This is a genomic window from Streptomyces adustus (assembly GCF_009377175.1).
Taxonomy (GTDB): domain Bacteria; phylum Actinomycetota; class Actinomycetes; order Streptomycetales; family Streptomycetaceae; genus Streptomyces; species Streptomyces adustus.
The window spans coordinates 1-19,970 of sequence record NZ_VJZD01000003.1; the positions used below are offsets into that span (position 1 = coordinate 1).

The following is a 19,970-nucleotide window of genomic DNA, read 5'->3' on the forward strand; positions in this document are numbered from 1 at the left end:
GTTCTGGCAGGGGGCCACCGGTGACGAGGCTGCCGAGGATGACGGTGCCGAAGGCGAGCCAGTACAGGAACCCCACCGCGAAGGCTGCGTCGGCGACGCCAGGCAGTCCGAGGCCGGAGGCGACGGCGCTGGCGACGAAGGGTGCCGAGGAGACGGGCAGCAGATAGCCGGGGTGCAGAGCGGTGGTGCTCAGGGTGCCCGTGAGCCAGTGGGCGAGCAGGCGTGCGGCAATGAAGGCGGCCAGGACAAGGAACACCGCGTAGCCCCAGCGTGCCCCGGTGAGCTCGAACCGGGAGAAGTGTCCTGTGATCAGCATGCCGATGATGGGGACGTACCCGAGGGTGAAGCCGTCGCCGGGATGGCGCAGGTCGTGGCGCAGGTTGTGCCACCGGGTTCCGCCGTGGCGCAGATACTGGGCCAGCAACACCAGCCAGATGAGACCGCTGATGGTGAACAGGACGTCGCTGACCTGCGAAGCGGGCGGAAAGGCGGTCACCGCCGCCTGCCAGGCTCCGCCGAGGCCGGCGGTGCCGAGGGAGACGGACAGCAGCCTGATCCGTGCGGCGCGGGTGGCGTGGGGGCCGTCGACGTCGGAGACGATCTCGGCGGCTGGACGCGCGGGCCCGCTGCCGCGCGGCGCCGTGCTGGTGTGCGCTGTCGTGTCGAGCATGCCGGTCATGGGGGGAACCTCAAGGGGATTGCCAGGGCGCCGCCGGGCCTCGCCCGCCCGGCGGCGCGGATCGTCGCGTGGTCAGGCGTTCATGTCCAGGACGACGCGGAAGCGGGCCTTGCCCGAGAGCATCCGCTCGTAGGCGTCCATGGCGTGGGTGAAGGGCATGGTCTCGGTGCTGGGACGGATGCCGTGGGCCAGGCTGAAAGCGAGGTTGTCCTCGTTCTGGATCGACGACCCGGTCAGGCTGCCGGCGATGCGACGGGTGCCGAAGATCAGGTCGGCCGTGCCGACCGTCAGCGGGTCGGGGGCGGCACCGACGACCACCAGCGTGCCGCCCGGGGCCAGCCCGCGGACCAGGGGGTTCATGGACGTGCCGCTGGCTGCCGTGGCGACGATGACCGACGCGCCGCCCAGGTCGGCCAGCGCCGTGCCGGGGTCGGTGAGGGTGCTGTCGATGTACTCGTGGGCACCCAGCTCCCTGGCGAGTTGCTCCTTCTCCTGGCCGCGGGCGACGGCGGCCACACGGTGTCCGAGGCTGCGTGCGTACTGCAGAGCCAGGTGACCCAGCCCGCCGATCCCCTGCACGGCGACCAGGGAGCCCGCACGGGTGGGGGTCTGCTGGAGCGCGGTGAGGGTGGTCAGTCCGGCGCACAGCAGCGGAGCTGCCTCGACGGCGGGCATGCCGTCGGGAATGCGCACCAGTCCGCTCGCGCGGGCGTAGGTCACCTCCGCGTATCCGCCGTCGATGGTCGTTCCGGTCTGTTCCTGGCCGAGGCAGTTGACGAAGTCGCCACGGCGGCACGGTTCGCACTCCCCGCAGTGCCCGTTCAGGAAGCCGACGCCGACGCGGTCGCCGGGCCTCCAGGCGGTGACGCCCGCGCCCACGGCGTCGATCACACCGACGATCTCGTGACCGGGAACGACGGGGCGTGACGGGTCGGGGCGCAGTCCCTCCACGGCCAGCACGTCGGTGTGGCAGACACCGCAGGCCTCCGTCCTGAGCCGGACGTGCCCGGGCTTCGGGTCGACCAGATCACGCTCGACGAGCCGGAGCTGGTGGACACCGGTGGCTTCGAAGGCTCGGTACGTGGACATGACGTTTCTCCTTGGTGCTGCCTCTGCCGACACGGGGAGGGCGGAGGCCTGGGGGAGGCGGGGACCCGGTCGAGCAATATGACCGGTCACTTCAATATGACCGGTCGCTTTAAACTTAGTCAAGCAGGTCCGGGAGCCGAGCCATGGATTCACGTGGCGTCGGGCGGGAGAGCCGCTTCGCCGGTGAACACGGTTTGACCTTCGGCAAGGTGACCGGACATATTGACCAAGAGGTGGTGGTGAGGATGGCACGCGCGTCCAAGCGCGAGGAGATCGCGCAGGCAGCCCTGGAGCAGTTCCGCACGAGGGGCTTCAATGCCACGGGCATCAGCGACATCACGTCGGCTGCCGGGGCCCCCAAGGGCTCGTTCTACAACCACTTCGCCAGCAAGGAGGAGAGTGCCCTTGAGGCGCTGAGCCGCTACGGCGCCGGGTTGAGGTTCGACCTGCTCGACACGCCCGGAAAACCTGCGCTGGAGCGGCTCCGGGCGCACTTCGAGTTCCTGGGCGCGGACACGGTCGCCCGTGACTTCGCCCGCGGCTGCCTGGTGGGCAACCTGGGCGCGGAGATGGCGGACCACTCCGAGGAGATCCGCTCCGCCGTCCAGGGCGGCTTCCAGCGGTGGGTCGCGCACCTCCGGCGGGTGCTCACCGAAGCCCAGGAAGCGGGCGAGCTGGACGCCTCGCTCGACGTCCAGGAGGCCGCGCTGTTCCTCCTCAGCGCTTGGGAGGGCACGCTGATCGCTGCCCGCGCCGACAAGTCCTCCGCTCCCTTCGACGCCTTCTTCCACATGGTCTTCGGCGTCCTCCTGCGCTGATCGCGGCCGGTCGCCGAAGGCCCACAGGCGCCGCCGCCCGAGCCAAGGCCCTGCCGGCCCCCACCGACTATGGGCCAGAGCCGATGGCAGAGTCACTCACCGTGCAGACCTCGTCATGGGTGAGCGCCATTGCTTCCCGGCGCCGCAACTGGGCCTGGTGTCCCGGGCTCTCGTTGCGAGCCGGTCGGCGTCGTACAGGGGACATCCGTCGGTCAGCCCCGTCCGCCGTTCCAGTGGACCGCGACGGCGCCGGCGAAATCGCCGGCGTGGGCGAAACCTCCGAGCACCACCAAGGCACCGTCCTCGACCTGCCGTGAGCGGATCGCGCGGTCCAGTGTGATCGGGATGGCCGCGCCGAACAGATTTCCGTACTCCTCGAAGGTGTTGAGGTGCCGTTCGGCAGGGAGTTGCAGGGCCTCTCTCCAGTTGCGCAGGAAGGTGCGGTTGGGCTGGTTGGTGATGAGGGTGTCGATGTCGGTCGTCGCGACGCCCAGGCGCCGGCACAGCTCCGTGATCACCTCGGGTACCAGGCGGTTTCCGCGAGCCAGAACCTTGGCGAGACTGGCCTCGGTGAAGCCGATGCGCAGTTGGGATTCACCCGGTTCCCAGTACTTGCGGCCGTCGTCGAGCGCCACCGTCATGTCCCCGGCGTACTCACCGATGTGCCGCGTCTCCACGTCGAGGACGGGGCTGTCGGCCGACGTCGTCAGGTACCCCACGCCGCAGCCGTCGCCCGGGATCGCGGCCTGGGCGAGTCTGCGCACCTCGGACTGGGTGAAGCACTGGCCCGCTGCGCTCTGCGCGTTGCAGATGAGTGCGGTCCTGGCGTCGGTCGTGGAGAGGATCTGCCGGGCCAGCTTCATCATGTACACGAAGGACGCGCAGCCCGCGTTGGCCACGTCGACGAGCCACTCCGGGCTCAGCCCCAGCCGGCGTGCCACCTCGGTACCGGCGCCCACGAACGGCAGATCCGGCAGCTGGCTGTGGACCAACAGCACGTCGACGCCCCGGATCTCGCTGCGGCCGTGCCGCTCGAACAGGGGCTGCACAGCGCGCTCGACCATGTCCGCGTTGGTCTCGTCCGGGGCCACGTGGTGCCGTGCGGGTGGCACCTTGAACATGGGGTGGTTGCGCAGTTTGTCCTCGGCGCCGGGGTAGTCGGTGTAGAACGCGGCGGGCACCGGCTCACCGGGCAGATAGCTCGCGACGTCGGTGAGGCTGACGGTGGTCACCGGGCCACCGTCCTCGCCGGTGCCGAGCTGATCGGCAGGCCGTTGCGGTGGCGGTATTCAAGGATCGCCTTGAGGTTGTTCATCTCCACGGTGTGTCCCGCGTAGAAGAGGTCCCAGAAGTCGCCCACCCAAGCCCTGTCCGGGCGCGGAGCCTTGTCGGGGTGGGGGTTGTCGTCGTAGTAGGGGTGTCGGCAGTTGGTCCAGGTGATCACCGACCCCGGCTTGCCGAGTACCAGCGAGGCCGGCACCACGCGCATGAGGTAGATCATCCACAGTGTTTCGCCCTGGTCCCACGAGCAGTGGTAGTCCACTGTCATGGCCTTGGCGTTGGCGACGACCTCGCAGTAGATCTTCGTGTCGTCCTCGAGCCGGTCCAGGCCCACCCAGAGGCCGGGCGTGCCCGAGGGGGAGAAGTCCCGCAGGCTGCACGTCCATTCCTCCAGGTGGTGCCCCTGGCGGAGGTAGTCGTAGACCTGCTCCGGCGGGCAGTCGACGTGGGCGTGGATCGTGCAGTACTGCCCGTAGACCTGATGGTGCGGGTAGACGGAGTGGGTGAGCTCCATGCAGTGCGCGGTCAGCTCCTCCTTGCCGGGGTTCTCGATGCGCATCAGACCGGGGATGTCAGCCAATGCGGACGATGTCCTGCTCATGGTGGGGACTCTCCTTGTTCTCGGTTTCCGACCGGTCGGCGCCGTCGCCAGTGCCGGGCGCCGCGGCGGCTTCGGCGAAGGAGCGGAAGGGACGGAACGGGGGGATCTCGTAGGGGTCGCACTCCAGCGCGACGAACGCGGGGCCCGCGCTCTCGTTGCCTTCCAGGAGCGCCTTGCGCAGCTGCGTCGCGTCAGCGGCGTCGCAGACCTTCAGGGACGGGAAGGCGGCGGCCATCGCGGCGGCGATGTCGGTGCGGGCGAACAGGTCGTCGTCGCGGATTCCGCCCTGGAGGAATTTCTCCCGCAGCGCGCACATCGCGTGTGCGTTGTTGTTGAAGATCACGAAGGTCACGGGCGCGGCATGCTCCACGGCGGTGTGCACCTCCATCCCGTGCATGAAGAACGCTCCGTCGCCGGCGAGTACGTAGGTTCGGCGTTCGGTGGCGAGCGCGGCACCGATGCCGGCGCCGAAGGTGTAGCCCATGCCGCCCATGCCGAGCGCCACCACGAAACGGCCGTGGCGCGGCGCGGGCAGGTGATGGATCGCGCCGGCTCCCGCGTTGCCGGCGTCCACGAAGACGTGTGCGTCCTGGGGGAGTGCCGCCGCCACCGCGGCGAGCGCCTGGGGGTAGGGGACGGTTCGCGCCGGGTTCCGGGGCGCGGGGCTCGGCGTGAGGGGGGGGAGGGGGGCGGCGTGCCGGGGGCAGGCCCGGGAGAGCGGCGGAAGCCGGTCGGCCACCGTACGCAGCACCTCCCGCAGATCTCCGCCCAGCGCGGTGCCCTCGACGAACGCCGGCTCGGGCCCCAGGCACACGACTTCGGTGCCGGCCAGGGCCTGGTCGAGGCCGCCACGCGCCACCAGCGGGAACCGGGTACCGGCCAGCACGCACACGTCGGCCCGCCGCAGGCAGTCCTCGACGTTGGAGTGACCCATCACCCCCGCCACGCCCGCGAACCGCGGATCACGGTTGTCGAAGACGTCCTTCGCGTCGGGGGTCACCGCCACCCATGCACCCAGGCGCCGGGCCAGTTCGGCCAGTTCGGCACGCGCGTCGGCGGCGGCGACGTCCTCACCGGCGATGACGAGGACGCGGCTGGACCTTCGAAGGGTCCGCGCCACGGAGGTGAGGGCCGCGGGGTCCAGCCGTGCCACCGACGCCACAGCCGCGTTCCCTGCCGGTGCCGGCCTGCGGCCGGGTATCGGGAGCTGCGCCTGCTGCACGTCCTTGGGCAGCAGCAGCACCGCCGGTCCGCGCGGATGGCTCCGGGCCGCGGCCAGGGCCTGATCCAGCAACTCGGGCAGCGCGTCGGCGTCCTCGACTCGGGCGCAGAACCGGGAGACCGGTCCGAAGAGATCCCGGGCGTCGAAGGAGCCCCCTTTGCCGCTGGAGTCCTGGAACGCGCCGAGGCCCTCCTCCCCGGTCGGCGGCTGTCCCACCAGCGCCAGCACGGGCACTCGGGAGGCATGTGCCTCGGCCAGGCCCGGCAGGAGATTCATCGCGCCGCCGCCCGAGGTGGCGGCGACCACGCCCAGGCGCCTGGTGGTGCGGGCGTATCCGTCGGCCATGGTGACGGCGGCGAACTCGTGCTTGGCGACGACGGCGCGGACGGCACCGCCGCGGTGAACGGCGTCGTACAGGTCCTCGATGTTCGCGCCGCCGACGCCGAACACATGGGTGACGCCCTCCCGGGCGAGTTCCCCCGTCAGGTAGTCGACCAGGCGTGTCGCTTCCGCCTCGGGCGGGTGTGAGGTCGTGGTCGTCATGCGGGGCTCCTGTCCGTCTCGTGGTGCCGGTCGGCGGGTCCGGACGGTGACATGAGCTGAAAGCGGTTCCGGTACTGCCGGGGAGTGAGTCCCAGCGCCCGTCCGAAGGAGCGGAAGAACGTCTCGGGGGCCGCGAATCCGCAGCGTCGCGCTATCTGGGCGATCGCCAGATCCGTGGTCTCCAGCAGCTCACGGGCGCGGGCGATGCGCTTTCGCTCGACGTACTGCCCCGGGGTCGCGCCCACCTCGCGCCGGAAGACCCGCGAGAAGTTGCGCGGGCTCATGTTGGCCCGCAGGGCGATCTCGGCCACGGGCAGCCGGTGATCCAGATTGTGCATGATCCACTCCTGGGCGGCGCGGATCGGCGGATGGTCGGCCAGCTGAGCGTCGAGGACGGCGCTGACCTGCGGCTGTCCTCCGTGCCGCCGGAGGGGCAGCACCAGGAACCGTGCCACCTCCAGCGCGAGCGGGGCGCCGTGGTCGGCCTCCACCAGAGCGAGCGCCATGTCGATCCCGGTCGACACGCCTGCGGAGGTCACGAAGGGGCCGTCCCAGACGAAGATCGGCTCCGCGTCCACCGTCACTTCCGGATAGCGGCCGGCCATCGCCTCGGTGTATGCCCAGTGGGTGGTGGCGTGCCTGCCGTCCAGGAGCCCGGCCTCGGCCAGCAGAAAGGATCCACCGCATACGGAGGCGACTCGGCGGGAGCGTGCCGCCGCCCGGCCGATCCAGGAGACCAGCGCCCGGTCCCGTAAGGCACTGTGGAGACCCCAACCGCCGGGCACGAGGAGCGTGTCGATCGGTCCCTCGCCCGCCGCCAGCGGCGAGGCCTCCACGATCACCCCCGAACTTGTGCGCACCCGCGGTCCGTCGGCGGAGACGAGGTCGAGCAGATAGGGCCTTCCCGGCGAGCCGAGGAGCCGGTTGGCGGTTTCGAACACTTCCATCGGTCCGGTGATGTCCAGGGCCAGTGCGCCCGTGTACAGCACCACAACAACACGTCGGTCAGACACGATCACACCCTGTATCGGGCAAGGTACTGGCTGCAATGCCGGATTACTGACGTATCCGGCCAACGCTCAGTGGGCGATCAACCGAAATGTGCGGCTGACCAGGCAGTTCCGGCGCCGCCCGGAAGAGGGGCCGGTGAGGCGGCTCACAGGGTGTTGGCTTGAACGGCGTCGCCCTCACGGCACAACGAGTCGTTCTCGCGCTGGACGACGGCCTTCCCCGCCCTCGGCAGCCGCCCGGCCGTCGCCCTCGACCCCGAAGTGCCGTTGGCTGAGGCGTCCTTGGGTGAACAGCGTCTCGGCCGGGTCACCCGGGCCCCGCCCCATGGCTTATGCGGCTTGCCGGTGCGGAAGAGCTATCCGCATGCCCATGCCTGCCCGACGTGCCCGATGTCCGTGACAACGGAGGAATTCCTGCCACATGACCACCCCGGCCAGGCGGACCGCGACCGGGCAGGAAAGCTTCATGAGGCCGGGTTGAACAACTTCCAGTGCCCCTCGGAGACCACTTCGACGGTGCCGCCAGCCACCTTGATGGCGGTCTGTTCATCAATCGCGTACGCCGGGCCCGCGATCTCGGCGGCCCATCGTTCTGCCGCGGCCGTGGTGTTGTCCGGACAAGCCGGGTGATCCAGGTGCGGGAAGATCGAGAAATCGACCAGACCCAGTGTGCTGTCGCCGCCGGTGGGCGGCTTCCAGCCCACGAAGTCCTGCCCGATGCGGGGGGTCATCACCATGCTGCCGGCGCTGAGTCCCACGTAGACCGTGTCGGGCAGCGAGGGCAGGAGCTCGACCAGCCCGGATTTCCGCATCCAGTGGTTCAGATACAGCGCGTCACCGCCGTTGACCAGCAGGACGTCGGCTTCCTGGACCCAGGAGACCCAGCGCGCCGTATCGATGCTGGGCAGCGCGGTGAGTTCCAGCACGCCCACCGATTCCCACCCCAAGTCGATCATGGGGTTGCGGGATCGCCCGCTGATGAATCGCCACGGCCCGCCCGGATCGGCGTCGGGGGCCCCGTAGCCCGCGGTGGGGATGCAGAGGGCGCTGGACTCGTCGATCGGCTTACCCAGGAGGTCGACCAGCGCGTCCTGGATGCTCCCGTTCGTGATGCCGGAGTCGGTGAGGAGGAGCTTCATCATGTCCTTCCCGATTTGCTCATAGGTCCCAGGTCAGGAGCCACGGGTCAGCGCCGGGTATCCAGGCGCCGGAACGATCCCCCGTCAGGCGGCTGACAGAGCGCGGCCATCTCACCACATGCCACCGACATCACCGCCGGTGAGCCCGCCACACGCAGTGGACCAGAGCCTGAACTCATGGACAAGTGCCGCTGCCGGAAGGGAACGAAGCCCTCAGCCGAAGTCAGATAATCCGGTGCAGTCGGCCGGATGACAGGAGACGCTGGTTCGGTGAATCAGGTTCAGGAGATCCTGGGACTGGTCGGCGGTGCGCTGGGCCAGGACGTCATCGGCACCTACCTCCACGGCTCCTCCGTACTCGGTGGACTCAGGCCGGCCAGCGACGTCGACGTGCTGGTCGTCTCCCGGCGGCGAATGGACGAGCAGGATCGACGGACACTCCTCGGTGGACTGCTCCAGATCTCCGGCTCCCGAAACAGGGCCCGCCCGGTCGAGCTCACCGTGGTCGTACAGTCCGAGGTCCGGCCGTGGCGGTACCCGCCGACCTGCGATTTCCTCTACGGCGAGTGGTTGCGCGCCGAGTACGAGGCAGGGGAGGTCCCCCAGCCGGAGCCGATGCCCGATCTGGCCCTGCTGATCACCATGGCGCTGGCCGGCGACCACCCCCTGACCGGCCCGCGCCCGGCACAGGTCCTCGACCCGGTTCCGCAGGTCGACCTGGTCCGGGCGAGCGTGGCGGGTATCCCCGGCCTGCTGGACGACCTGGACAGCGACACCCGCAACGTCCTGTTGACCTTCGCCCGTATCTGGACCACGCTCGCCACCGGCCGGATCAAGTCGAAGGACGCCGCTGCCGACTGGGCCATCGCCCGGCTCCCGCCCGAGCACCGCGCCGCCCTCGAACACGCCAGGCAGCTCTATCTCAGCTGTCACTACGCCGAGGAGAGTTGGAGCGACGCATTGCGGGCGCAGGTGCGTCCGCATGCGGACCGCGTGCTCGCTGAGATCGACCGGCTGCTCACTCGCACCCCGCAGATGTGAGGGCCGCTGCCTGAAGTCCCGCCGGCTCGACCCGACGGGCTGTCTCCCAAGTTTCCGCCGCCCGCGGCCCAGACCCGGGTTCGCCGGACTCGAGGTGAGTCCGGTCCGTGCGAACCCGGGTGCCGTCTGCGGCCGAGCGGCGGATCGCTACGGCCGCTGCCGTCGGCCGCCGTTCATGAGCGGGCGAATTCGAGGAGGTCCTTGTTGAAGATCTCGGCGAACTTGGGGACCATCGCGAGACCGTGGGGCGCGCCGGGGTAGACCTTGTAGACGCAGTCCTTGACGAGCTTGGAGGACTTGTCCCCTGCGGCGATCTTGGGAACGATCTGGTCGTCGTCGCCGTGCACGATGAGGGTGGGCACGTCGATCTTCTTGAGGTCCTCGGTGGTGTCGGTCTCCGAGAACGCCTTGACGCAGTCGTAGGCGCCCTTGATGCCAACGGTCATGCTCCACAGCCAGAACTCGTCGCGGGTGCCCTGGGTGACGGTGGAGTCGTCGCGGTTTGCGCCGTAGAAGGGGCCGCTCAGGTCCTCGTAGAACTGGGAGCGGTCGGTGGCCACGCCCTCGCGGATCTGGTCGAAGACCTCGATCGGCAGGCCCTCGGGGTTGGCGTCCGTCTTGAGCATCAGCGGGGGGATCGCGCCGACGAGGACGGCCTTGGCGACGCGGCTGGTCCCGTGCCGTCCGATGTAGCGGGTGACTTCGCCGCCGCCGGTCGAATGGCCGACCAGGATGACGTCGTGGAGGTCCTCGGCTTCGATGACCGCGGCCAGGTCGTCGGCGTAGGTGTCGAGGTCGTTGCCGTTCCAGGGCTGGTCGGAGCGGCCGCCGCCGCGCCGGTCGTGGGCGACGGCGCGGAACCCGTTGTCCGCCATCACCTTCATCTGTGGGTCCCAGGCGTCGGCGGTGAGCGGCCAGCCGTGGGAGAACACGACGGGCTGCCCGGACCCCCAGTCCTTGTAGAAGATCCGTGTTCCGTCCTTGGCGGTGGCGAAGGGCATGGCTGTGTTCCTTTCGAAACTGGTCCCGGAACTCCACGGGCTACGCGGGTTCAGTGCCCGAGTTGGGTTTTCTCCCACGCCACGTGCCGGATGGCCGGCTTCGGACGTCCGGGGGGCCGAAGGAGGTCGGCGGCGAAGGGCGACCTGAGCCGGCACGTCGTCGGCAACGTTAATCGAGGGCATCCGATTCAGCGCTTCGAGGAATCCCGCCCCGGCGGGCTCGACCGTCCCGGACACTGTCTGGCGGTCGCGGGCGCCTGGGTGGGGGCGGGTGTTTTCGGCGCGGCCGCGCGGACTTTCTTGACTGGTGCAGGAGGCGTAATGAGGCGCCCGTCATCAAGGGGCTGTGATGCCAGCTGAGCGTGTGCGGGGCATGGCGTGACGGCGATACACGGTCCAATAAGAGACGATTTGCCGAGTTTCAGGCTCGATCGTACGGTCAGAGGGCCGACCCGCCACGCGTACCCGAGGGGCTCGTTTTGACTACTGTCAGTGACGCCTTCTACGGCATACTGCGTCACCACGGGGTGAAGGCGGTGTTCGGCAATCCCGGGTCGAACGAGCTCTCCTTCCTCACCGGTCTCCCGGACGACATCCCCTACTACCTGGTCCTGCAGGAGGGCGCGGCGATCGCCATCGCCGACGGTTTCGCCCAGGCCTCGGACAGCATCGGATTCCTCAATCTGCACGCGGCCTCCGGCACGGGCAACGCGATGGGCTGCCTGACCAACACGGCGGACTGCCACACGCCGATGGTCATCATGGCCGGCCAGCAGGCGCGGCGTTACGTCCCGATCGGCGCGATGCTCACCAACGTCGACCCGGTCAAGCTCGCCGACCCGCTGGTGAAGTGGTCGGGAGAGCCGCTGCGTCCGCAGGACGGCCCGGCTCCGGTGTCCAAGGGCCTGATGCTCGCCGGCTCCGCGCCCCGCGGCGTGGTCTACCTGTCCGTCCCGCTGGACGACTGGACGGAGCCGGCGGAGGAGAACGCGCTGAAGCATCTGCTCGAACGCGGCGTGGACGGCACCCCGGTGGTTCCGCAGAAGGCGCTCGACACCCTGGTCCGGGCCCTCGACGGCGCATCGGCGCCGGCTCTCGTCCTCGGGCCGGGCGCGGACACCGAGGAGGGGTTCCAGGCCGCTGTCGCGCTGGCCGAACACGCCCGCCTGCCGGTCTGGATCGCGCCCAGCCCGCCCCGCTCGCCCTTCCCGACCCGGCACCGCTGCTACCAGGGCCAACTCCCCTCCGCGGCGGGCGCGATCGCGGACGTGCTGGCACCGTACGACGTGGTCGTCTGCATCGGGGCGCCGGTGTTCCGCTACCACGCGCCGAGCGCGGACGACTTCCTGCGTCCGGGCGTCAGCGTGTACGCGGTCACCGACGACCCGGACGAGGCGGCACGCGCACCGTTCGGGCGCATCTCGGTCGGTGACCCTGCCGACGCCCTGGTACGCATCGCCGCGCTGGCGGCCCCGAGCGAGCGGCCGTGGCCCGCGGAGCGCACGATCGCCGCAGCGGACACCAGCGGACCGCACTTCACCACCGAGGCCATCCTCGACGCGGTCGAGGCAGGCAAGAGCGACGACACCGTCATCGCCCTGGAGTGGACCTCGTCGGACCTGGTGCGCGACCGGCTGACCATCACCCGCGCGAAGTCGCTGTTCTACTGCGCCGCGGGCGGCCTCGGCTGGGGCCTGCCGGCCGCCATCGGGCTGCGGCTCGGCGACCCGGACCGCCCCGTCGTCGCGCTGATCGGGGACGGCGCGATGCAGTACACCCCGGCTGCCCTGTGGACCGCGGCGCGCTACCGCGTGCCCGTCACATTCGTCGTGTGCGTCAACACCAAGTACCGCGCGCTGGAGGAGTTCTCGGAGCTGCTGCACGTACCCCAGGGCGAGTATCTCGACATCTCCGGCCTCAACGTGCTGGACATCGCCCGGGGGTACGGCGTGGAGACGCACCGGGCCGAATCGCTGGACGACCTCACGGAGCACATCCGCAAGGGGGCGTCGGCCACCGGCCCCCGCCTGGTGGAGGTCCTCCAACGCTGACGGACACGCATCCGACCTCGCACGGCCGCAGACGGCTGCCGCCCAACCGCCCCACAACGGAGACAGCATGGCCACCAAGCCCCCACTGCCGCCCTTCACCCACGAGAGTGCCGTGGAGAAGGTCCGCGGCGCCGAGAACGGCTGGAACTCCCGCGACCCGCACACGGTGTCGCTCGTCTACACGCCGGACAGCGTGTGGCGCAACCGTGCCGAGTTCCTCCAGGGGCGCGACGAGATCGTCGCGTTCCTGACCCGCAAGTGGCAGCGCGAGCAGGACTACCGCCTGATCAAGGAGTTGTGGGCGTTCGAGGGCAACCGTATCGCCGTGCGGTTCGCCTACGAGTGCCACGACGACTCCGGGAACTGGTACCGGTCCTACGGCAACGAGAACTGGGAGTTCGACGACGACGGCCTGATGCGGCGGCGTATCGCCAGCATCAACGATCTGCGCATCGAGGAGTCCGAGCGCAAATTCCACTGGCCGCTGGGCCCCCGCCCCGACGACCACCCCGGACTCTCCGACCTCGGCCTCTGAAAACCTGAAGAATCGCCTGCCCCCGCACATCACTCGGCGTCACGGGCTTAGTCCTGCCCTGGCGCTCGGGTGATGTGCGGGGGCGGATGGTGCCTGGGTCTGTGAGTCACGGCCCTGGCTCTTTCGGCTCCACGGCGGCGGCAGGTTGTGCGGTTGTCGCCCGGACGGCTTGAGCGGGCTCCGGCGGCGTGTCCGCGGTTCTCGGCCCGGACCGTGGTGAGGCCGGGTCAGGCAGCGCCGAGGCCGTTCAGGAACGTGGCGACAACAAGGTCGGCGGCCTGGGGAGGTTCCAGTTCGGGGAACCGGTGGGCAGCGGTGTCGACGAGTTGGTCCAGGATCGTCCGCGCCCAGGCCGCGTCGACGTCGGCGCGCAGGTAGCCCTCGTCCAGAGCCCGGCGGATGAAGGCGTCCAGACGTGCACTCTGGACTTGCCTGCGGTCACGGGCCGCGGGATCGCTCTGCATCATGCGGCGTGTGTCGAGCGGCCATTGGCGGCTGACGGGGATGATCCCTTCGAGGTAGCGGTGGAGGGCGACCGGCAGGGGGGCCTCGACCAGGCGCGCCTCGTCCAGAACACGCTCGGCGGAGTCGAGCTTGGCTTGGAATACGGCGCTGAGCAGGGCTTCGCGGTTCGCAAACCGACGGTGGAGCGTGGTTCGGTCCACGCCTGCGGCCGCGGCGATGGCCGACATGGAAGCACCCGGATCCTCGGCCAGGAGCCGAGCTCCGGCATGGAGGACGGCAGTCAGATTGCGTGCGGCGTCAGCTCTCATGATCTTGCGAGTCTATCGCACAGTAGTCACTTACACCCCTATCCGCCATCAGTGAGATGCGACACGGGCGTGTTCTGCATCAGTCATGTTGCATTTTTGTTCGTTTCGTCTACAGTCGAGTTGCTGCCCCATTCGGGGTCCTGGACGAGCAACGAAATGAGGAACATGCAATGGCACGGACTTGGCTGATCACCGGGGGCTCGCAGGGCCTGGGCAAGGCCCTCGTCCTCGCGGCCCTGGAGGCCGGCGACAACGTCGTGGTGACCTCCCGCAAGCCTGAGGCGCTGGCTTCCCTGAAGGCCGAGCACCCGGAACGGCTCGAAGCGATGGAGCTGGACGTCACCTCCGCATCCCAGTCCCGGAACGTGGTGGACGCCGCGGTGGAGCGGTTCGGCTCGGTCGACGTCGTCGTGAACAACGCCGGCTACGCGACCAGCGGATCGATCGAGGACTTCCCCGAGGACGAATTCCGCGCGCAGATCGACGCCAACCTGTACGGCGTCGTCAACATGACCCGGGCGGTCCTGCCGGTCATGCGCCACCAGCGCTCCGGACACATCGTGCAGATCTCCTCGATCGGCGGTCGCGTGGGCGGTACGCCGGGTCTGGGCGCCTACCAGACTGCAAAGTTCGCCGTCGAGGGGTTCTCCGAGGTGCTGGCGAACGAGGTGGCGCCGTTCGGCGTCAAGGTCACCATCGTCGAGCCGGGCGGCATCCGCACCGGCTGGGCCGCAGGTGCGGCAGAACCGTCCGGTCCCATCACTGCCGACTACGAGGGGACCGTGGGGCGGTGGCTGGCCCGCTTCGCGGAGTACGCCGGCAACGAGCCCGGCGACCCGGACCGCATGGCCCGAGCCGTCATCGACGTCGTGGGCGCCGAGGAGCCTCCGCGCCGACTGCTGCTCGGCAGCGACGCACTCGGGATCGCCGTCAGCTCAGAAGAAGGCCGTCTCGCCGAGGCCAACAAGTGGGCCGAAGTCAGCCGCTCCACGGACTACCCCGCCGCCTGAAACCACCTTGCGGACACGGCGCCCTGCTGATCGAGACACCGGCCCCGCGAAGTGGCCGCCGGGCGGGTTCACCCCTTCCTCGGGCCCCATCCCCCTTGCACTTGAAGGAAATACAGACATGACTGTGCGCGACAATCTGTACATCGGCGGCTCCTGGGTCGCTCCCAGCGCTCCCGAATTGACGCTCGACATCCTCTCCCCGCACGACCAGTCGGTGCTCGGCCGCGCGGCGCAGGCCGCACCGGCCGACGTGGACAAGGCCGTCGCCGCGGCCCGCAAGGCTTTCGATCACGGTCCGTGGCCGCACACCACGCCGGAGGAACGTCAGGAAATCGTTCGTCGCTACGACGCACTGCGTTCCGCCCGCGCCGACGAGATCGCGGCGGCGATCTCCGCGGAGAACGGTTCCGCCGGCTGGTTCACCAAGGTCGGCCAGCCTTTCCTGACGCGCCAGGTCAACGCCTACCTCAAGGCAGCCGAGGAGTTCGGCTGGGAGGAGGTCGTCGCACCGTCCGACCCGTCGGCGGCCTTCGACACCATCGTGCGCCGTGAGGCGATCGGTGTGGTCGCCGCAGTCATACCGTGGAACTCACCGTTCTCCGCCGCCACCGCCAAGCTGATCCCTGCCCTCCTGGCCGGCAACACCGTCGTGCTGAAGGTCTCCCCGGAGAACTCGCTGAGCATGGCACTGCTCGCGGATCTCTGGCACGAGGCCGGCTTGCCCGAGGGCGTGCTGAGCGTCCTCCCGGCGGACCGTGAAACCAGCGAGTACCTCGTGTCGCACGCCGGGGTGGACAAGATCTCCTTCACCGGTTCGACCCGGGCCGGCCGCCGTATCGCCTCCATCGCCGGAGAGCAGTTGAAGCGCGTGGGTCTGGAGCTGGGCGGCAAGTCCGCCGCCTTGCTCCTGGACGACGCGGACCTGACAGCCGCGATGCAGGGCCTGCGGTTCGGTTCGTTGGGCAACAACGGTGAAGCATGCATCCTGCAGACCCGCATCCTGGCTCCCCGCAGTCGTTACGACGAGGTCGTGGCAGCGGTGAAGGAGATGGTCGAGGCGCTGAAGGTCGGCGACCCTGCCTCCCCCGACACCTTCATCGGCCCGATGATTCGCCCTGACCAGCAGCAGCGGGTCATCGACTACATCAACGCCGGCATCGAGGAAGGCGCGCGGCTGGTGACCGGAGGCCCGCAGGTCCCCGAGGGCCTGAAAAAGGGCAACTACGTCACCCCGACCGTGTTCGCCGACGTCGACAACAGCATGCGCATCGCACAGGAGGAGATCTTCGGCCCGGTTCTGGTCGTCATCGCCTACGACGGCGACGACGACGCCGTCCGCATCGCCAACGACTCCGAATACGGCCTGTCCGGGGGTGTCTGGTCCGCCGACCCCGATCGCGCCCTGGCCATCGCCCGACGTCTGCGCACCGGGACAGTCACGCTGAACGGATCGCCGATCAGCTTCGACGGCCCCTTCGGTGGATACAAGGCGAGCGGGCTCGGCCGCGAGTACGGCAAGGTCGGGCTGACCGGCTATGTGGAGCACAAGACGATCACCTGCAACCGGTAGTCACGTCCCGGTCGCACGAACCCCGGACGAGGCAGGACAACTCCCGGATCCTCTCGAACACCCGGGTACTGACCGCAGGCCATCTCCGCCCCGTCGGATCCGGCACCCGAAAGCAACGCTCCACCTCGTACCGCGCTGCCACCTGCAACGCCGAGCCGCACTTGACGCGCGCCACCGACGGCCGTGATCCCACCTCTCGAAGCAAGCCACAACCGCGCCGTACCGCCGTTGCCCTTCCGGCGTGCCAGACACACGCCGAAGGACGACGGCCGGCGCCCCCTCTCCGGAGAGTCACTCCATGCCCCGTCCCTCGACACGCCTCACCTTCACGGTCCTCGCGACCGGTGCAGGCGTGTTCTCCATGCTTCAGTCGCTGATCGCACCGGCCCTGCCGACGGTCCAGCACGCGCTGCACACCTCCCAATCGACCGTGACCTGGGTGATGACCGCCTACCTGCTGTCCGCCTCCGTATTCACGCCGATCCTGGGCCGTGTCGGTGACCTGTTCGGCAAGAAGCGGACCATGGTCGCCGTCCTTCTGGCCGTCCTCGCGGGCTGTCTGCTCGCCGCCCTTGCACCGAACATCGGCGTCCTGATCACCGCCCGGATCATCCAGGGCGCCGGCGGTGCGCTCTTCCCGCTGTCGTTCGGCATCATCCGCGACCAGTTCGCTCGCGAGAAGGTCAGCGGCAGCATCAGCAACCTGTCCGCCGTGATCGCTGCCGGCGGCGGCCTCGGCATGGTCGCAGCCGGCCCCATCATCGGCGCCCTCGACTACCACTGGCTGTTCTGGATCCCCGTCTTCGTCGTCGCCGTGACCGCAGTGATAGCCCTGCGCTATGTTCCGGAGTCGCACAACCGCGCAGCCGGATCGGTCAACTGGATCGGCGCGGTGCTCCTGTCCGGCTGGCTGGTCGCCCTTCTCCTGCCCCTCACCCAGGGCAAGCACTGGGGCTGGGGCTCCGCCCGGGTGACCGGCCTGTTCGCCGCCGCCGTCGTGCTGTGGGCGCTGTGGCTGTTCGCCGAATCCCGCGCCAAGAGCCCGCTGATCGACTTGCGCATCATGCGTCTGCCCGCCGTTTGGACCACCAATGCCGCAGGTCTGCTGTTCGGCGCCGGCATGTTCGCGATCTGGTCGTTCCTGCCCGGATTCGTACAGACGCCCCGCTCCGCCGGATACGGGTTCGGCGCAAGCGTCACCGGCTCAGGACTCCTCATGGTCCCCATGCTGATCGCCATGTTCGTCTCCGGCATCCTCAGCGGCCGCCTGGAGCCCGTCGTCGGGTCCAAGCGCCTCCTCATCGCCGGTTCCGTCTTCGCCGCGGTCGCCTGCGGCGTCCTCGTACCGTGGCACGAGCAGCAGTGGCAGGTCGCACTCGTCGCAGGCCTGTTCGGCTTCGGTATCGGCCTGGCCTTCGCCTCGATGGCAAACCTCATCGTCCGCAGCGTCCCCGCCGAGCAGACCGGCGCCGCGACCGGCATGAACGCCAATCTCCGTACCATCGGCGGCTCCATAGGCACCGCCTTGACCAGTCTGCTGGTGACCAGCCGGCTTCAGCCCTCGGGCCTGCCCTACGACTCCGGCTACACCCACGGATTCACGCTCCTGGCCGGGCTCCTTGCCGCGGCCGCCCTCATGGCCACCCTTGTGCCGTCGCCCCGGCGTGGTGTCCGTGCAGCTGTCGCCGAGACCGATTCCGCTTCCGCGGCCGTCCCACCAGCCGCTGAAGCTCCGGCCCAGGTCTAGAAGTACTGGCCGACGACGTGGCGCCGTTCGGCGTTCGCTGCGGCGTCCCGCTGGAGCAGTTCCTGGAACCCACGGCCGGTGAGCCCGCCAACGGCGCGGACCTCAAGCGGCTCGCCACCGTCCAGACCTTCGGCGCCGCGTGGCCCCGGAGTGAGGTCCTCGACACCCGCACGCGCGCCCTGGTCTCCGTCGCCGAGGCCGCGCGGGACCAGGAGCCGGGCGGAACATCCGGCAGCTGAGGTCCCTCGGCCGGCCGGCCGATTCTTCTGGACTTGCTGGTCCAATTTCTCGGTCGTACGTTGACGCACATGCCCTGGATTTCAGGGCCCCGTCCGGCCGAGGGCGCTGCCGCCTTCTTGCCGCTCGGGTCCACGGTGAACAACGAATGCAACGGAGTGGATCATGTCGATGCGTCTTGAGGGCCGGACAGCCCTGGTGACCGGAGCGACCAGCAACATCGGACGAGCGATCGCCGAAGCCTTCGCAGCCCAGGGGGCGCACGTGATCGTCTCCGGCCGGAGCGCCGGACGGGGCAACGAGGTCGTCGAGGGGATTCGGGCCCGCGGCGGACGGGCCGACTTCGTGCAGGCCGATCTGGACGGCAGCGCCGCGGCGTCGCAGGCTCTGGCCGAGGAGGCGACCCGCGTCCTCGGGGGCCGGATCGACATCCTGGTGAACAACGCCGGCATCTATCCCGCCGACTCCACGACGACGACGGACGAGAAGACCTTCGACCAGGTCTACGCGGTGAACGTCAAGGCCCCGTTCTTCCTGACGGCGGCCGTCGCCCCGGCCATGGTGGAGGCCGGCGGCGGGTCGATCATCAACCTGGGTTCCTGGATCGCGCGCCTCGGGATCCCGGTCGGAGCTCTCTACAGCTCCACGAAGGGGGCCATGGAGACGCTGACCCGGGCGTGGGCGGCGGAGTTCGGGCCTCAGGGTGTCCGCGTGAACGCCATCTCTCCAGGGGTGGTGCTGGCTGCGGCGGCCCCCGGAGAGGAACACCCCGCCGAGGTGATGATGAAGGGCACCCCGGCGAATCGGATGGGCGGCCCCGAGGAGATCGCGAACGCCGCCGTGTACCTTGCGTCCGACGAGTCGGCCTTCGTGCACGGCATCGTGCTCGACGTCGACGGTGGCCGCACCACGGTCGCGGTCGTCGCCGCCTGACGTCCGGTGCGCGTCCCGGCGCGCCGGCCGCCCGGAGCACTCCGGGAGGCGGAGGGCGTGCAGGTCACTCCGTGGTGCGGGCCGCGTGCTTCAGGTCGTCGATCCCCTGATCGAGAGCGGCACGCAGATGAGTGGACCGCCCTGTCGACAACAGGATCGACACGCCTCCCTGGATCGCGGCCAGCAGCGACGCGGCCCGCCGGTCGACATCGAGGTCGGCGGGCAGGCTGCCGGCCGCCTGGAGTGCCCTGATGCCCGCCGCGAGGCTCTCCTGCCAGCGCCGCATCAGCTCGATCACGATCGCCCGTGTCCCAGGGGTCGAGCGGCCGATCTGCATGAACAGCGACCCGAGCGGACACTGGTCGCCCTGATCCTCGTAGCGCTTGACGACCACGTCCCGCCACTCGCTCCAGGCCTCCCACGAATCGAGGCGACCCAGGTAGGGCTGCTGGTCCTCCAGGACCTGATCGGCCTCGAACCGGGCCACCGCGACGAGGAGTTCGTCCTTGCCCGCCGGGAAGTAGTGGAAGAGCTGGCTCTTGCTGCTGCGGGTGCGCACCATGATGTCGTCCAGGGTGGCCGACGCGACGCCCTTCTCCCGCAGTACCGCCGCGGCCCCCTCGACGATCCGGCTCCGCGTCGCCTTGCCCTTGGCCGTCAGCTCACCGCGCATGTCCCGCACCTCCTGCG

The 19,970-nt window shown here is 69.6% G+C and carries 19 protein-coding genes; 9 read left to right on the plus strand and 10 right to left on the minus strand.

What is annotated here, in order from left to right; translation table 11 throughout:
- Both FNH09_RS01290 and FNH09_RS01295 read right to left on the minus strand, forming a co-directional pair.
- Window positions 1–679, minus strand: a 679-nt coding sequence (locus FNH09_RS01290) for an SLAC1 family transporter (RefSeq protein WP_476691262.1), incomplete at its 3' end; no start/stop codon positions are given.
- A gap of 72 nt (window positions 680–751) precedes the next feature.
- Window positions 752–1,768 (minus strand): alcohol dehydrogenase catalytic domain-containing protein, encoded by a 1,017-nt coding sequence (locus FNH09_RS01295; protein WP_152884193.1) that lies wholly within the window; start codon window positions 1,766–1,768, stop codon window positions 752–754.
- Between the two features lie 245 nt (window positions 1,769–2,013).
- Between FNH09_RS01295 and FNH09_RS01300 the strand changes: the two genes are divergently transcribed.
- The gene (locus tag FNH09_RS01300; protein ID WP_162467964.1) at window positions 2,014–2,586 is read left to right on the plus strand and encodes a TetR/AcrR family transcriptional regulator; all 573 of its coding nucleotides are present in this window, start codon (window positions 2,014–2,016) and stop codon (window positions 2,584–2,586) included.
- Between the two features lie 212 nt (window positions 2,587–2,798).
- On the opposite strand, the gene FNH09_RS01305 is transcribed toward FNH09_RS01300, so the two are convergent.
- The 5 genes from FNH09_RS01305 to FNH09_RS01325 all read right to left on the minus strand — a co-directional run bounded on the left by FNH09_RS01305 (window position 2,799) and on the right by FNH09_RS01325 (window position 8,382).
- Window positions 2,799–3,818 carry a 3-oxoacyl-[acyl-carrier-protein] synthase III C-terminal domain-containing protein gene (locus tag FNH09_RS01305; protein WP_162467965.1) on the minus strand — a complete coding sequence of 340 codons (1,020 nt, stop codon included), beginning with the start codon at window positions 3,816–3,818 and terminating at the stop codon, window positions 2,799–2,801.
- Window positions 3,815–4,468, minus strand: coding sequence for an SRPBCC family protein (locus FNH09_RS01310; protein WP_152884197.1), 654 nt, complete (start codon window positions 4,466–4,468; stop codon window positions 3,815–3,817). The genes FNH09_RS01305 and FNH09_RS01310 overlap by 4 nt, the downstream gene beginning before the upstream one ends.
- Window positions 4,440–6,233 carry a thiamine pyrophosphate-binding protein gene (locus tag FNH09_RS49415; RefSeq protein ID WP_152884200.1) on the minus strand — a complete coding sequence of 598 codons (1,794 nt, stop codon included), beginning with the start codon at window positions 6,231–6,233 and terminating at the stop codon, window positions 4,440–4,442. Before FNH09_RS49415 ends, FNH09_RS01310 begins: the two co-directional genes overlap by 29 nt.
- Entirely contained in the window at window positions 6,230–7,246 is a 1,017-nt protein-coding gene (locus FNH09_RS01320; protein WP_338017427.1) for a GlxA family transcriptional regulator, read from the minus strand. Before FNH09_RS01320 ends, FNH09_RS49415 begins: the two co-directional genes overlap by 4 nt.
- A 461-nt stretch (window positions 7,247–7,707) precedes the next feature.
- A complete protein-coding gene (locus tag FNH09_RS01325; RefSeq protein WP_152884338.1) occupies window positions 7,708–8,382 on the minus strand; it encodes a Type 1 glutamine amidotransferase-like domain-containing protein in 675 nt (224 codons plus the stop codon).
- A 270-nt stretch (window positions 8,383–8,652) separates the two neighbouring features.
- On the opposite strand from FNH09_RS01325, the gene FNH09_RS01330 reads away from it, so the two are divergent.
- Complete coding sequence (locus FNH09_RS01330; protein WP_338017428.1) at window positions 8,653–9,423, plus strand: aminoglycoside adenylyltransferase family protein; 771 nt, start codon at window positions 8,653–8,655, stop codon at window positions 9,421–9,423.
- Window positions 9,424–9,596: 173 nt separating this feature from the next.
- On the opposite strand, the gene FNH09_RS01335 is transcribed toward FNH09_RS01330, so the two are convergent.
- Window positions 9,597–10,424 carry an alpha/beta fold hydrolase gene (locus FNH09_RS01335; RefSeq protein WP_152884207.1) on the minus strand — a complete coding sequence of 276 codons (828 nt, stop codon included), beginning with the start codon at window positions 10,422–10,424 and terminating at the stop codon, window positions 9,597–9,599.
- Between the two features lie 479 nt (window positions 10,425–10,903).
- On the opposite strand from FNH09_RS01335, the gene mdlC reads away from it, so the two are divergent.
- Both mdlC and FNH09_RS01345 read left to right on the plus strand, forming a co-directional pair.
- Window positions 10,904–12,475, plus strand: coding sequence for a benzoylformate decarboxylase (mdlC, locus tag FNH09_RS01340; protein ID WP_162467966.1), 1,572 nt, complete (start codon window positions 10,904–10,906; stop codon window positions 12,473–12,475).
- A 67-nt stretch (window positions 12,476–12,542) separates the two neighbouring features.
- Entirely contained in the window at window positions 12,543–13,010 is a 468-nt protein-coding gene (locus FNH09_RS01345; protein ID WP_152884211.1) for a nuclear transport factor 2 family protein, read from the plus strand.
- A gap of 227 nt (window positions 13,011–13,237) precedes the next feature.
- Here the strand turns inward: FNH09_RS01345 and FNH09_RS01350 are convergent, their stop codons facing one another.
- Complete coding sequence (locus FNH09_RS01350) at window positions 13,238–13,783, minus strand: TetR/AcrR family transcriptional regulator (RefSeq protein WP_152884213.1); 546 nt, start codon at window positions 13,781–13,783, stop codon at window positions 13,238–13,240.
- 170 nt (window positions 13,784–13,953) lie between these two features.
- Here FNH09_RS01350 and FNH09_RS01355 point away from each other — a divergent pair, with 170 nt between their 5' ends.
- From FNH09_RS01355 to FNH09_RS01375, 5 genes are all read left to right on the plus strand, one after another.
- Window positions 13,954–14,793 carry an oxidoreductase gene (locus tag FNH09_RS01355; protein WP_152884216.1) on the plus strand — a complete coding sequence of 280 codons (840 nt, stop codon included), beginning with the start codon at window positions 13,954–13,956 and terminating at the stop codon, window positions 14,791–14,793.
- 118 nt (window positions 14,794–14,911) lie between these two features.
- On the plus strand, window positions 14,912–16,363 hold the full coding sequence (locus tag FNH09_RS01360) for an aldehyde dehydrogenase (RefSeq protein ID WP_152884218.1): 1,452 nt from the start codon (window positions 14,912–14,914) through the stop codon (window positions 16,361–16,363).
- Between the two features lie 298 nt (window positions 16,364–16,661).
- Complete coding sequence (locus tag FNH09_RS01365; RefSeq protein WP_152884220.1) at window positions 16,662–18,110, plus strand: MFS transporter; 1,449 nt, start codon at window positions 16,662–16,664, stop codon at window positions 18,108–18,110.
- Between the two features lie 17 nt (window positions 18,111–18,127).
- Window positions 18,128–18,349, plus strand: coding sequence for a hypothetical protein (locus FNH09_RS01370; RefSeq protein WP_152884222.1), 222 nt, complete (start codon window positions 18,128–18,130; stop codon window positions 18,347–18,349).
- A gap of 163 nt (window positions 18,350–18,512) precedes the next feature.
- On the plus strand, window positions 18,513–19,280 hold the full coding sequence (locus FNH09_RS01375; RefSeq protein WP_162467967.1) for an SDR family NAD(P)-dependent oxidoreductase: 768 nt from the start codon (window positions 18,513–18,515) through the stop codon (window positions 19,278–19,280).
- Window positions 19,281–19,344: 64 nt separating this feature from the next.
- Here the strand turns inward: FNH09_RS01375 and FNH09_RS01380 are convergent, their stop codons facing one another.
- Window positions 19,345–19,953: a TetR/AcrR family transcriptional regulator gene (locus tag FNH09_RS01380; RefSeq protein ID WP_152884342.1), complete on the minus strand. Its 609-nt coding sequence runs from the start codon at window positions 19,951–19,953 to the stop codon at window positions 19,345–19,347.
- Between the last annotated feature and the right edge of the window lie 17 nt (window positions 19,954–19,970).

Coding starts and splice junctions, on each gene's coding strand:
- FNH09_RS01295 (WP_152884193.1), bottom strand. CDS start 1,768: ATGTCCACGTACCGAGCCTTCGAAGCCACCGGTGTCCACCAGCTCCGG.
- FNH09_RS01335 (WP_152884207.1), bottom strand. CDS start 10,424: ATGCCCTTCGCCACCGCCAAGGACGGAACACGGATCTTCTACAAGGAC.
- FNH09_RS01375 (WP_162467967.1), top strand. CDS start 18,513: ATGTCGATGCGTCTTGAGGGCCGGACAGCCCTGGTGACCGGAGCGACC.
- FNH09_RS01365 (WP_152884220.1), top strand. CDS start 16,662: ATGCCCCGTCCCTCGACACGCCTCACCTTCACGGTCCTCGCGACCGGT.
- FNH09_RS01300 (WP_162467964.1), top strand. CDS start 2,014: ATGGCACGCGCGTCCAAGCGCGAGGAGATCGCGCAGGCAGCCCTGGAG.
- FNH09_RS01360 (WP_152884218.1), top strand. CDS start 14,912: ATGACTGTGCGCGACAATCTGTACATCGGCGGCTCCTGGGTCGCTCCC.
- FNH09_RS01345 (WP_152884211.1), top strand. CDS start 12,543: ATGGCCACCAAGCCCCCACTGCCGCCCTTCACCCACGAGAGTGCCGTG.
- FNH09_RS49415 (WP_152884200.1), bottom strand. CDS start 6,233: ATGACGACCACGACCTCACACCCGCCCGAGGCGGAAGCGACACGCCTG.
- FNH09_RS01355 (WP_152884216.1), top strand. CDS start 13,954: ATGGCACGGACTTGGCTGATCACCGGGGGCTCGCAGGGCCTGGGCAAG.
- FNH09_RS01350 (WP_152884213.1), bottom strand. CDS start 13,783: ATGAGAGCTGACGCCGCACGCAATCTGACTGCCGTCCTCCATGCCGGA.
- FNH09_RS01310 (WP_152884197.1), bottom strand. CDS start 4,468: ATGAGCAGGACATCGTCCGCATTGGCTGACATCCCCGGTCTGATGCGC.
- FNH09_RS01380 (WP_152884342.1), bottom strand. CDS start 19,953: ATGCGCGGTGAGCTGACGGCCAAGGGCAAGGCGACGCGGAGCCGGATC.
- FNH09_RS01325 (WP_152884338.1), bottom strand. CDS start 8,382: ATGAAGCTCCTCCTCACCGACTCCGGCATCACGAACGGGAGCATCCAG.